General features: G+C 55.8%; 13 protein-coding genes. 8 read left to right on the forward strand and 5 right to left on the reverse strand.

Annotated features, from left to right (window positions below; translation table 11 throughout):
• The 7 genes from L0H14_RS04865 to L0H14_RS04895 all read left to right on the forward strand — a co-directional run.
• Nucleotides 1–894 (forward strand): PPK2 family polyphosphate kinase (locus L0H14_RS04865; protein ID WP_336621720.1); only part of this gene is annotated, 894 nt, incomplete at its 5' end.
• Between the two features lie 59 nt (nucleotides 895–953).
• The gene (locus tag L0H14_RS04870) at nucleotides 954–1,694 is read left to right on the forward strand and encodes a hypothetical protein (protein ID WP_301417826.1); all 741 of its coding nucleotides are present in this window, start codon (nucleotides 954–956) and stop codon (nucleotides 1,692–1,694) included.
• Nucleotides 1,695–1,842: 148 nt separating this feature from the next.
• Nucleotides 1,843–2,790, forward strand: a complete 948-nt coding sequence (locus tag L0H14_RS04875; RefSeq protein WP_301417828.1) for a PhnD/SsuA/transferrin family substrate-binding protein — start codon at nucleotides 1,843–1,845, stop codon at nucleotides 2,788–2,790.
• Complete coding sequence (gene phnC / locus L0H14_RS04880) at nucleotides 2,790–3,596, forward strand: phosphonate ABC transporter ATP-binding protein (protein WP_301417830.1); 807 nt, start codon at nucleotides 2,790–2,792, stop codon at nucleotides 3,594–3,596. Before L0H14_RS04875 ends, phnC begins: the two co-directional genes overlap by 1 nt.
• Entirely contained in the window at nucleotides 3,593–4,453 is an 861-nt protein-coding gene (gene phnE / locus L0H14_RS04885) for a phosphonate ABC transporter, permease protein PhnE (RefSeq protein ID WP_301417832.1), read from the forward strand. Before phnC ends, phnE begins: the two co-directional genes overlap by 4 nt.
• A gap of 78 nt (nucleotides 4,454–4,531) precedes the next feature.
• The gene (locus L0H14_RS04890) at nucleotides 4,532–5,299 is read left to right on the forward strand and encodes an isocitrate lyase/phosphoenolpyruvate mutase family protein (RefSeq protein WP_301417834.1); all 768 of its coding nucleotides are present in this window, start codon (nucleotides 4,532–4,534) and stop codon (nucleotides 5,297–5,299) included.
• A 386-nt stretch (nucleotides 5,300–5,685) separates the two neighbouring features.
• Entirely contained in the window at nucleotides 5,686–6,750 is a 1,065-nt protein-coding gene (locus tag L0H14_RS04895) for a phosphatase PAP2 family protein (protein WP_301417836.1), read from the forward strand.
• 84 nt (nucleotides 6,751–6,834) lie between these two features.
• On the opposite strand, the gene L0H14_RS04900 is transcribed toward L0H14_RS04895, so the two are convergent.
• From L0H14_RS04900 to L0H14_RS04915, 4 genes are all read right to left on the reverse strand, one after another.
• Nucleotides 6,835–7,935 carry an NAD(P)-dependent alcohol dehydrogenase gene (locus L0H14_RS04900; RefSeq protein ID WP_301417838.1) on the reverse strand — a complete coding sequence of 367 codons (1,101 nt, stop codon included), beginning with the start codon at nucleotides 7,933–7,935 and terminating at the stop codon, nucleotides 6,835–6,837.
• Between the two features lie 85 nt (nucleotides 7,936–8,020).
• Nucleotides 8,021–8,269, reverse strand: a complete 249-nt coding sequence (locus L0H14_RS04905; RefSeq protein ID WP_301417840.1) for a hypothetical protein — start codon at nucleotides 8,267–8,269, stop codon at nucleotides 8,021–8,023.
• Nucleotides 8,270–8,564: 295 nt separating this feature from the next.
• Entirely contained in the window at nucleotides 8,565–9,869 is a 1,305-nt protein-coding gene (locus tag L0H14_RS04910) for a winged helix-turn-helix domain-containing protein (RefSeq protein WP_301417842.1), read from the reverse strand.
• Nucleotides 9,866–10,435: a cysteine hydrolase family protein gene (locus L0H14_RS04915; protein ID WP_301417844.1), complete on the reverse strand. Its 570-nt coding sequence runs from the start codon at nucleotides 10,433–10,435 to the stop codon at nucleotides 9,866–9,868. Before L0H14_RS04915 ends, L0H14_RS04910 begins: the two co-directional genes overlap by 4 nt.
• Before the next feature lie 145 nt (nucleotides 10,436–10,580).
• Between L0H14_RS04915 and L0H14_RS04920 the strand changes: the two genes are divergently transcribed.
• A complete protein-coding gene (locus tag L0H14_RS04920; protein ID WP_301417846.1) occupies nucleotides 10,581–11,132 on the forward strand; it encodes an NADPH-dependent FMN reductase in 552 nt (183 codons plus the stop codon).
• A gap of 20 nt (nucleotides 11,133–11,152) precedes the next feature.
• On the opposite strand, the gene L0H14_RS04925 is transcribed toward L0H14_RS04920, so the two are convergent.
• On the reverse strand, nucleotides 11,153–11,860 hold the full coding sequence (locus L0H14_RS04925) for an MgtC/SapB family protein (RefSeq protein ID WP_301417848.1): 708 nt from the start codon (nucleotides 11,858–11,860) through the stop codon (nucleotides 11,153–11,155).
• Nucleotides 11,861–11,901 lie beyond the last annotated feature (41 nt).

Consider the following 11,901-nt stretch of genomic DNA (forward strand, 5'->3'; position numbering starts at 1 on the left):
AGCCTCATGGAGCACACACATTCGGGACCATTCCACCAAGCATTGCGCGAGTTCGCCTTCGAACAGGGTGCACTGCGAGATCTTGGAAGTCTTGATTGCCGGGCCACGCCGGCGTTTGAAACCCTAGATGGCCGAGCACAAGAGAAACAGACTGGCATAGATCGAATTGCACAAGACGTCGAACGGCTAGCCGAACTCCAGAACCTGCTGTTTGCTAATGCCGAGGCGGCCGGTTTGCGACGCTCGGTCCTGCTGATCGTCCAGGGCATGGACACCAGCGGCAAGGGTGGTGTGACCAAACACGTGGTTGGGGCGATGAACCCGCAGGGGGTGCACCAGGTTGGGTTCAAGAAACCAACGCCCGAAGAACTCCAACACGATTTCCTCTGGCGCATCCGACACCACACACCCAAACACGGTGAAATCGCGGTGTTCGACCGCTCGCATTACGAGGATGTGCTGGTGCATCGCGTCGAGGGCCTTACTGCGCCGTCTCGTCTGCAGCATCGGTACGTGGCCATCCGGCAGTTTGAACAAGATCTGGTAGGCAACGGGACCATGGTTTTGAAAGTCATGCTGCACATCAGTCGCGAAGAACAGTACCAGCGACTTTCGCAACGACTTGATGACCCAACCAAACACTGGAAATTCACCCCGGCTGACGTGGATGCACGGGAGCAGTGGGACGCATATATGGAAGCCCACCGGATAGCCATCGAAGAGACCGATACCGACGACGCCCCGTGGTTTGTGATCCCAGCTGATCGAAAATGGTATGGGCGCTTGGCAGTACAACAACTACTCATTGAAACGCTGGCATCTTTGGACATGACTTATCCAGCAGCAACATGCGATATCGCCGAACAACGACGACGACTCGACGCCAGCCGCTAATTGACCTCAAAAGCTTCGATGCGCTCGCAATACCATCGTCAACCATGCACAATAGTGCCATGCGTTCTGAGAGTCACTGGCCCGGAGGACCACCGCCGCCTCCGCCGCCGATAGCCGCGAGCCACCGGAAGACCCCGCTTGGCGGGTGGAAGAAGGATCTGAAAGATAGGCTGACCGGTGCAGTTGTCGTTTCCATTCTCGTCACCGGTCTGATGTTGCTTTCAGGGACCGGACTACTGCGAACCAGACCCGGTAGTACCGCAAGTGTTATCGATCCAGATGGTCTGTGGGCTGGCATCCTGGTCGTCGGTGCACCGCTCATATGGGCATTTGGACAAGTCAAGTTCAGCCGCATGGATAAAGGCTTTCGCACTCACGGCCTGCCGAGTCTCATGTTGGTCAGTACCGGGCTGGCGGCAATGCTCCAGATACTTCTGATGTTGACGTGGCCACTTGTAGCTGATGACAGCCTTGCCGGGCATGTCGTGCTAACTCAATATCACGCCAACCCCTTAGCGTTTTGCTTGGTAGCGGTCTTCGTCATTGCGTTGTATGCCTGGACTACCGTGGCGATGCTGGGCTTTGCTGGCAAAGGGGCGGGGACTAGCGCCCTCGGCACTGTTGGTTGGCTCATCATTGCTGGAGTCGGTGCGTGGCAGGGGATCGTCATGTTTGAGAACCCCGCCACGATGAGTAGTTTCTGGGTTTGGGCAGGTATAGCACTGTTGGGCTTGGTGCTCATACCGGTCATTGCAGCCGTGCGAGTCCACGATCGTCGTCCTCAAAATATGTTTTCGTAGCATTGTTTTCTTCCGCTCAACAGAAATTCAAGCTGACGAGATGTTTCATTGGCCATCACGTCACCTCGGGTTCACGTCTCTCAGTCAAGCTCAGTGTTGGTCCGCGTTGACCGCTCACACTTAGATTGCTTTGAGAGGGACATCTGTCATGTCACGAAAGTTACTCACCTTGTCAGCTGTAGCTGCAGCCACAGCACTTGCCTTGACCGCCTGCGGGGAAGCAGATGCAGACTCAGCCGATGCTGGTGACAACGCCGTAGCATCCGGCGATGCAGGCGTTTGCGCCGAATTCGAACCGCTGCGTTTCTCAGACACCGGCGTTGAAGGGCTAGAAACCCTGGTCCTTGAATTCGAAGATTTCCGTGTTGCTCTCGAAGAAACAACGGGCCTAGAGGTCGAATTCGAACCGATGGCTTCCCGCACAGCTGCGGCTACTGCTCTAGAGTACGACGACCTGGATGTACTGCTCACCGGCCCAGCAGAATACGTGGCACTCAAGGAAGAAGCCGACGCCATCCCACTCACCGGTGTCACGCGCGATAACTACAAGGCCGCCATCTTCAAACGCGCCGATTCGGACCTTGAATCGGTAGAAGACCTTGAAGGAACCCAGGTCATCACTAAGGAAGTCGGCTCCACTTCCGGCCACCTCGGTCCACTGGAAATGATGGATTCGGCTGGTCTCGATCCCAATGCTGGTGACGTCGAAGTCATGCCGCTGTCCGACACCCACATTGAGGCCTTCGCCACCGGAGATGGCGATGCACTGGGTACCGGTATTTCTGACCTAGAAGCGCTGGAAGAAGCCATGGGTGACGAAGAAGTCGAAATCTTGGCAGAAGGTCCCGACCTGCCCAATGACCTATTCATCGCGCGCACCGGGCTCGGCGAAGACTGCGCCGGTTACCTCCAGGACAGCTTAAACAAAAACCAGGACGTGTTACTCGAGGCGATCGTACAGACCGGTGAGAACGACAAGTACATTGACTCAGAATTCGTTGATGCAGAAGATGCTGACTACGATCCAACCCGTCGCGCATTTGAAGCAGCAGGATTTGATCAGTACGCAGACCTGCCGGACGAGGACGAACAGTAATGCCACAGTCTGACACCACAGGGTCTAACGTGATCCGGGTTGCGAGGCTGAACAAGGTTTACAGCACCGGCACCCAAGCACTGAAAGACATCAACTTTACGGCCACTGCGGGGGAGACCGTCGTGCTGCTGGGCGCCAACGGCTCTGGAAAATCCACACTGCAGAAGTGTCTTAATCGGCTTGTTGAGCCGACCAGCGGCAGTGTTGAGGTTCTAAGCACCGACGTCACGACCGCTAATAAACGGCAGCTCACAGCCCTTCGACGCCAGGTGGGGATGGTTCATCAGCGGATCAATCTGGTCCGTGAACTGTCTGTACTAACCAATGTCGTTCATGGTGCACTCGGGCGGGCGCCCAGCCCACGAAACTGGATTGGTGCCACAGCAAAACCAGAACAACGCGATGAAGCCATGGAAGCTCTGCATCGCGTTGGACTGGCACACACCGCAGGAAAACGTGCCGAACAGCTATCCGGTGGCCAACAGCAACGCGTCGCTATCGCGCGCATGTTGATGCAGCGACCAAAGATCGTACTGGCCGACGAACCGGTTGCGGCACTGGACCCACATGCTGGACGTGCCGTCATGGATATGCTGTGGGAAATTACCGAGGAACAGAACCTCACGCTGATATGTACCTTGCACCAGCTGGAGTTGGCTCGTACCTACGGTAGTCGGATTGTTGCGTTGCGCGACGGGAACCTCGAGATCGATACGCACATCTCACAGCTTGGCAATTATCAGCTTGAACGTCTCTATACCGCTAACAGCGCACATCAGGTTGTGCTGGAAGGAGCTGCGCGATGACACCGCTGGATGCCACAACGACAGCAGCATCTGATTCCGGCAAGACCGTAGAGGAGCTGCCTCCGCGTTTCACTTTTCCCAAGTGGACCTCGGTTGCGCTCGCGGTGCTCCTCCTGGGGCTGGCCGTCAATGGTTTGATCCGAATGGATATCTCTTGGGAGCGGATGGCTGAAGGCCCAGCGAATATCTGGGATTTCGTCACCGGGGCCTTTCCCCCGAATCTGGAGCGGGCCCCGAACCTAGCAGAAGCCATGCTCGAGACGTTAGAGATGGCCATTATCGGCACGGCCATTGGTGTGCTGCTCAGCGTGCCAGCGGCGGTATTGGCCGCACAAAACACAACACCTTTAGGCCCGGTCGGGGTGGCTATGCGGTTCATCCTCACGGTGCTGCGTTCCATTCCAGAGTTGGTCTGGGCGCTGATCTTTGTGATGGCCGTCGGACTGGGACCGCTCGCCGGAATCTTCGCGATCGCCGTTGACGTACTGGGCTTTGCTGGCCGCTTCTTCGCCGAAAGGATCGAAGAAGTCGAACGAGGTCCTATTGACGCATTGCGATCAACCGGAGCAACCGGTATCGCCGTGGTAGCGGGTGCAGTCATGCCGGCCTCATTCGCTTCATTTACTGCCACGAGTCTGTATTGCCTAGAAAAGGCCATTCGCGGTGCAACCATCTTGGGCATGGTGGGAGCCGGAGGCATCGGCATGGAGCTCACTCCGGCGTTCACGCTGCGTCAGTTCGATACGGCGCTGACGATCATCTTGATGATCCTCGTGGTCGTGTTCTTGGCTGAACAACTCAGTTCATTGGTCCGTCGAAAAATGCTTGGCACAGACCAGCTTCAACGGGCTGTATAACAACACCGCAATCTTTGGCTAGCCCCCTGGGGCAAGATGGCCTTAGGCTGGGGCATGAAGATCCTGTAGGAGGTTCTCATGTCGAACGTCAAAGCACTTGCCGCTACGCTCACCGAACAACACGAATCTGGTGAACTGCTCATCCTCCCGACCGTCTGGGATACCTGGAGCGCTCATGTCGCAGTCGAGGCCGGATTCAAAGCGCTCACCGTAGGAAGCCACCCCGTGGCTGATGCCATTGGCAGCGCTGACGGAGAGAATATGGACTTCGCGGAATACCTTAGGGCTGTTAAACGGATCACCGAAGCTGTTGACGTGCCGGTCAGCGCTGACGTGGAGTCGGGTTACGGGCTGGACCCGGCCGAGCTTATGCAGCGGTTGTTGGATGCCGGCGCGGTCGGAGCAAATATTGAAGATGTCGTTCACAGCGAGAATAAGCGTGTTCGTGATCGTGCCGAACACTCCGATTACATCGCGGCAGCGCGTCAAGCCGCTGATGAAGCAGGAGTCTCGTTTGTGCTCAACGGACGCACCGATGCGATAAAACTTGGTACAGAGGTCTTTCCAGACCCGTTATCCGAAGCAGCAGAACGCGTCTCCCTGATGGAAGAAGCTGGAGCACGGGCAGTGTATCCAGTTGGTGTCTCCTCTTCAGCAGAAATCACGCGGCTGGTGGAAGCCGTCTCGGTGCCGGTGAACCTCACCGCTCATCCAGTCGACGGCCACGCCGCGGGGGACACTGCCACGCTCAAGGACTTGGGCGCACGTCGCATCACCTTTGGGCCTTTGTGGCAAAAATGGCTTGGCGAGGTTTCCGCCCAACAGCTTTCAACATGGTCTAGTTAGTTTTACGTCAGGTATCAGCTATCTGAGAAGGCGTGAGAGTGAGTGTTCGTGATGAGCTGGATGGCATAATGAGCGTCACGAACACTCGATCAGAAGACTGCGCAGGATCTTCAGGAGGTCGACATGTTGAACTGGTTATTGAGATTTCGCCGGATGCGCGGTGATGCCCGTGCCGCCAGTCAGGGACCCAAAGCAATGGGCAAACGTGCTGGCCGACGGGGAATACTTCAGCTGGTCCGCAGATTATTGCGTTAACCCAACGAGCGGCGACACGCCGAATTTGTTGACATACCTCGATCGTTGCAAGCATGCGGTACACAGGCCCATCAGAGGATCACACGCGCGTGAAATTACCATCGCCGCGCTAACGGGTGTATGTTGTTTAGATGAATTCCGTTCGAAATCGGCCTTACACGTTCATCGCCAGTGTGGCCATTATCACCATAGTTGTAGCCACCCTAGCATCACTTCATACTGGGGTACCGCTTCGCGATCCTGAGGGCTTCCTCGGCCCTGCGTACATTCGTCTACCGCTCATTGCAGCGCTGCTCTTCGCCATCGGGCTGATCCCCGCCGCGATTCAACGATCCGGCTGGCGAAACATCCCTCAGGGGATGATCGATGTGGTTAAGCACGAGTGGACGTGGAAACGGGTCCTCTACATCTGCACAGGTCTTCTGGCGTTTTATCTTTGCTATGTCGGATACCGAAACCTCAAAAGTGTTTTGCCCATTTACACCGACGGCGTGCTCTACGATGAGCAGCTTTCGCAGCTTGATAAATGGATGTTCGGCGGCACCAATCCAGCTTTCGTTATGCAAGATTTCTTTGGTATCGGGCTCAGCGCTGAGTTCCTCTCCATCATTTACCTGGCGTACATGCCAATGATCCCTCTGTCGATCGGAGTGGTCCTGGTATTATCTCGGAACCTCGCCAAAGGTGCCTGGTTTGTAACCGCCATTAGTCTCAACTGGGTTCTTGGAACAATCAGCTACTACGCGTTCCCAGCAGTCGGTCCGGTGTACTTCCAGGACCAGTACTACCAAGTACTTCCTGAGACCGGCACGAGCGCCCTGCAAGCCGCATTATGGGATAACCGATTGGAATTCTTGGCTGATCCCCTCGCGGGTGAAACGATCCACGGTGTGGCTGCATTTGCTTCATTGCACTGTTCCGTGACATTCGCCATCGCACTCTTTGCGCATAAGACAACCGCCAGCAAAATTCTGCGCTGGGCCGCTTGGATATTCTTCGGCGCAACGTTTATTGCCACCGTGTACTTTGGTTGGCACTACTTGATTGACAGCATCGCAGGAGTTGCCATGGGCTGGCTCTGCGTAGCGATCGGACAACGTGTTACCAGAGCTGAGGGTATACAGGAACAAGCCCTGAAACCAGCAATGGTGGACGCTGAAGACGTCGTACCCAGTCGAGAGACAGCAGCGGTATGATCGTCACATCCTAGACAAATTTGCTGCAAAATAAGAGTGCTCGGCCCGAAAAATACGGGCCGAGCACTCTTGTTTTTAGGATGTTTAGAAAGTCACGATAGGTTTGATGGTCTTGCCTGACGCCGAGTCTTCAAATGCCACATTGATCTGCTCTAGCGGGTAGGTTTTGATCAATTTTTCGATCGGAAATTTCCCCTGACGCCACAGATGAACCAGTTTTGGTATGAAGTCCTGTGGTACCGCGTCCCCTTCGATAATCGTTTGGAACGACCAGCCTTTGAGCAATGAGGCACCCACTTCGAAGCTAACCTCGTCGCCCAAATTCGGAGCGCCCACAAGGCCTACACGACCATTGATGCCTACAGCATCTGCAGCTTGGCGGGTCACAGCAGTGACGCCAGTGGTATCGAGAGCGACATTGACACCTTCGCCACCGGTGATCTCTGAGATGCGCTCCGCCAGATCCTCGTCGCCAGAATTAATGGTGTGCGTCGCACCGTAGTCCAGAGAGGCCTCAAGTCTGGAATCGACAAGATCGATTGCGATGATCGTTGTTGCACCTACTGCAGCAGCAGCCATGATTGCCGAGGAACCCACCGCACCGGTACCAAAGATCGCCACGGATTCGCCTGCGCCAACCTTCAGAGAATTGATTATTGAGCCCGCGCCGGTCATCAGACCGCAGCCCAACGGACCGAGCAATTCCAGCGGGACGTCATCAGTGACTGGAACGACAGACCGAACCGAAACATTTGCGTGGCTGGCAAACGACGACTGGCCAAAGAAATGTGAGGACACGGCTGACCCATTATCGGACAGTGCCGTGGATTTATTGGGACGGGTGCCTCCGAAATTGTAGTCGTAGAAGTTTTTGCAGTAGGCGGGCCGACCGTTTAGGCAGGTAGAACACTCACCGCAGGAATTGAAGCCGAGGACTACTCGATCGCCAGGCTTTATGGTGGTGACGCCCTCTCCAACGGCTTCGACGACTCCGGCGCCTTCATGGCCGAGCACAGCCGGAAGGGGAGTGGGGTACACCTGATCACGCGTAATTGCGTCTGTGTGGCAAACCCCAGTCGCCGCAAGTTTGACCCGTACTTCGCCTGGTGCCGGGTCATCCAGTTGTAGTGTTGCAATTTCGAAAGGTTCGCCTTTGACGCGGGTAATGGCTGCGGTGATTTCCACAATGACCTCCATGAATTTCGCAATGAATGTTGCGGTGTCCCTTAAAGGAACAGCGCCACATTCACCGTACGCTCGTTGCGATAAACTAGTCCATAGCTGGTGCTGGGGCTGGTTCAGACACTTCTTCGGTCAGAGACGTCAAGTCCGTATCGACTTTTCGCGCGGCCAGCATTACAAGACCGGCAACGAACACGCCGCCGATGACGGCACCGGGCTGGCTCATCGAAACAATGAACGTCGAGCCCGTGGCGCGGCAGTCAGCGTCGAAGCACTCAGCCTGGAAATACATGATTGCAGCGAATGGGCCGATCAGGAGTGATGTACCCCAGCGCACCAACGATATTGGCGACTACGACTATCATGAGTGCACTCGAGGCATCGACTCCCTTACGGCTTTCCAAAATGGTGGTTCCCAGTACCGAGAATGTCTGGATGCCCATCCAGACCAGTATCCAAGCCAGTGAGAGCACGATGGTGTTGCATCGGTGCTTGTTGTTGAAGATTCTGCGAAGGGGCGCTTGGGTTTGGGCTTTCAAGCCGGTGGCGTTTCGTTCGTGAAATGCTCAAGCAACGCGATGGGCGGCGTCGTTGAGGTCATTGTGCATGTCAGAATGATCCGGAAAATATTCTTATTTTATATTCTCGGCATTGAGCGCAACAATCTGCGCATTTAACTCGGCCGCGAGGTCGCCGTGAGCGTTCTCGTCAACGGTGACACCACTTGTACCTAACCACCTCGCCATCGTGGCTAACTCGGAGGCCAGCTCATGGAGAACGGTGTTGCGATCAGGCCAGGTAGCTCCAACTTCTTCGTTTGGGCCCGGTGCTTCAGCAAAGGCTGATCGAACCAGCAGCGCGTCGCGGTGACGATCATGTTTTAGGTCTACCCGGGCTACCAGATGTTCACCTAAGAGAAACGGGAGAACATAGTATCCGTGGGTTCGTTTGTGGGCCGGTGTGTAGATGCCGAGGCGATAATGCATCCCGAACAGGTCCAGGAGGCGACGGCGTTCGAAAACGAGTGGATCGAAGGGTGCCAGAAGGGCTCGGGCAGTAGTTTGTCGAGGAACACGCGCTTTGGCATGCATCCATGTTGGTCGATCCCAGCCGGTGACCGAAACCGGCAGGAGTTCCCCGGCAGCCTCAAGTTGTTCAACGGCCCTGCGGGTATCGTGCTGATTCAGTCGAAAGTAGTCGGCGAAACACCGGATGGTGCCGACGCCGTGAGCGCGTGCTGCGATTCGAATGAGTTCGACAATGGAATCGTCTTTGGAAGGAGGGGGTTGCGCTCGAATGGCCGGTGGCAGCACGCGTTCTGTGAGGTCGTATACACGCTCAAACTGTCTGCTTCGGCGTGCTGGTGTCAGCTCACCGGCGTCGAAGAGGATTTCTAGGGCGATTTTTGCTGGGCTCCACGACCATCCCCACTTGCTGTCGTCGCGCTGTGTGTAGCGTGGTCCGACGTGATCGCCGATTTCGCGACTCGTTAGTGGGCCATGATCCGTGACAACTTGGCGAACCAGGGCGAATAAATCGGGATGCTCCGCTTCAAGCGTCTCAGGGTTCATTCCCGACCAGCGACGACGTTTCCAAGTCAGGAGAGGAAACCTGCTGGTTGGCACGTATGTGGCTTCGTGTGCCCAAGTTTCCATAATGCGCCGCGGAGCGCGCCCCGTCGCTCGATCCATCAGGGCGGTGTCGTATGGTCCCAGCCGAGCTAGCAGCGGCAACAGATGGGCTCGAGCAAGAACGTTCACCGAGTCGATCTGTAAGAGCCCGATACGTTTGATCGTGTCCGTGATATTCCGCATGGTGACGGTTTCCGGCCGATCGCGGTTCAAGCCTTGGGCAGCGATCGCAACACGGCGAGCCTGGGCTAGGCTAAGAGCTGCGGAATCTGCATGTATCGCAGGTAGGGGCTCGTTAGAAGTCACGAAGCTTCTTGCCACCTCGCGATGATCTCATCGACGGTAGAAAGAGTTGCTTGCCGGTCAGCTTCCAACTGGTTGATTTGAGCTCGGTGATAATCCTCGCGAGTATCGGCTACTGCGTCAGTGACAATCGTGGCCCGAATATTATGGGCAAAAGCATCACGAGTCGTTTGGGCCACGCAACCGTGAGTGGACACCCCGGCCAGGATGATCCTGCTGATTCTTTTGTTCACAAATCGCATGTTCAAGTCGGTTCCGAAGAACGCGCTGTCGCGGGTTTTTTCGACCTTGGTTGTGTCGGTTGTCTTGAGCCCGGGAACTATCTGGGTCCCCTCATCCCCTTGGAACAGAAAACCTGTTCCAGCCTCCAACATGTTGAGGGTCCAGGTGGACTCGTCGCGACTGTGCTCAGTGGGAATGACATAGATCGGGAGATCCGCCGAGTGGGCCGCGTCAATCAAGCGGTTCGAAGCGTCAACAATTGCAGTTTGACGCTCGGCCAGTCCTTCTTCATCAAAGAAAGCCTTTTGTAGGTCGACGAGTACCAGAGCGTCACGTGTATGTGTCATGTCGCTAGCCTAAAACTCACTGCCCGGAATGTCAGGGGCGCAAGATCGGTTATCAAGAATTTCTGTGACTTTTCGAAAATTTACCCTCGCAGGAGTCGATAGAGTAACGAGTTGATAAGCCCACTGCTACAAGGAGCAACACTTTATGAAAATCGGTATTATCAACGGTTCGCTTCGTGCCGAACGCAACACAGAACCCGTGGCAAAATTTGTGCACGAGATCGCTGCGCAGCGTGAGGGCTCATTCGGATACGAATACATCGATCTCGTTGATTACAACGTACCGTTGCTGACCAGCCCCGTGCACCCGATGGTTGTCAATAGGAACCACGAGGACTCCAACGTCCAGCGGTGGTCAGACAAAATCGATACCTTCGATGCCTATGTTTTCGTCACTCCCGAATATAACCACGGGGTGCCAGGCGGCTTCAAAAACGCCGTCGATACTCTTGGGCCTGAATGGGTCGGCAAGCCAGTAGCGTTTGTCGGACACGGTTCGGTAGGTGGCGTACGTGCTATCGAACAGTGGCGTCAGATTGTCGCAAACTTCTCTATGCCGGTGGTCCGTGCAGAGCTCAACTTCAACCTGTTCTTCGACTGGAAAGACGGCGCGTTTTCACCAGCCGAACGTCACCAGGTCGAGGTTAACGTGTTGTTCGATCAGTTGGAAGAACTGACTGCCAAACACCGCAGCTAACACCAGTTGCGGTTTCTGCGCTAATCGTGGTCTTGGTCTTTGGCAGTGACCTCAACGACCCCTGCCACCTCAGTAAGGTGGCGCAAAAGCGGCTCCGGTGGTTTTTGTTTCCCATGGCTAAACTCCATGGTGGCATCAACCACATACCCCTGTGCGGTGTGTTCACGTCTGGTTTGGGACAAAGCGACCTCATAGCCGTTATTCGAAGCCACCTGCAGGATGTCGCGGAGCACTCCGGCGCCATCGGTATACCGGACGGTATATATTTCGGTGCCGTGTTGACGAGGCAGACGCCGGATCAACGCGGTTAGGGCTGTAACGGCAAAGAGGTATAAGGCCACGGTAATCGCGGCGATGATCGGCATTCCTGCACCACAGGCCATACCCACTGCCGCAGTCACCCACACCGAGGCTGCTGTAGTCAGCCCCGAAATAATATTGCGTCGAACGAAGATGACCCCTGCGCCCAGGAAACCGATCCCGGTGACGATTTGCGCCGCAATACGCGACGGGTCCAACACGACGTCGTCACCGAGCACATGTTCAAAACCGTATGCGGAGACCAGGGTGAATAGCGCAGATCCCATGCCCACGAGGATATGGGTGCGAGCTCCGGCAGATTTCTGGCGCAGCTCACGTTCGATGCCGATGGTCCCGGACAGCACGAATGAGCACACGAGCAGAATGGTCTCGGTGACCAGCGTGTCTGAGATCCATTCCAAATCCATATGACCCACGATACGTGGCGATCGTAAACGAGCCTAGGGCC

The organism is Yaniella sp. (assembly GCF_030453185.1).
Lineage (GTDB): Bacteria > Actinomycetota > Actinomycetes > Actinomycetales > Micrococcaceae > Yaniella.

Bases quoted from the DNA above. Each gene is read 5' to 3' on its own strand.
- L0H14_RS04875 (WP_301417828.1), top strand. From the start codon at position 1,843: ATGTCACGAAAGTTACTCACCTTGTCAGCTGTAGCTGCAGCCACAGCA.
- L0H14_RS04895 (WP_301417836.1), top strand. From the start codon at position 5,686: ATGAATTCCGTTCGAAATCGGCCTTACACGTTCATCGCCAGTGTGGCC.
- L0H14_RS04870 (WP_301417826.1), top strand. From the start codon at position 954: ATGCGTTCTGAGAGTCACTGGCCCGGAGGACCACCGCCGCCTCCGCCG.
- phnE (WP_301417832.1), top strand. From the start codon at position 3,593: ATGACACCGCTGGATGCCACAACGACAGCAGCATCTGATTCCGGCAAG.
- L0H14_RS04915 (WP_301417844.1), bottom strand. From the start codon at position 10,435: ATGACACATACACGTGACGCTCTGGTACTCGTCGACCTACAAAAGGCT.
- L0H14_RS04925 (WP_301417848.1), bottom strand. From the start codon at position 11,860: ATGGATTTGGAATGGATCTCAGACACGCTGGTCACCGAGACCATTCTG.
- L0H14_RS04920 (WP_301417846.1), top strand. From the start codon at position 10,581: ATGAAAATCGGTATTATCAACGGTTCGCTTCGTGCCGAACGCAACACA.
- L0H14_RS04890 (WP_301417834.1), top strand. From the start codon at position 4,532: ATGTCGAACGTCAAAGCACTTGCCGCTACGCTCACCGAACAACACGAA.
- phnC (WP_301417830.1), top strand. From the start codon at position 2,790: ATGCCACAGTCTGACACCACAGGGTCTAACGTGATCCGGGTTGCGAGG.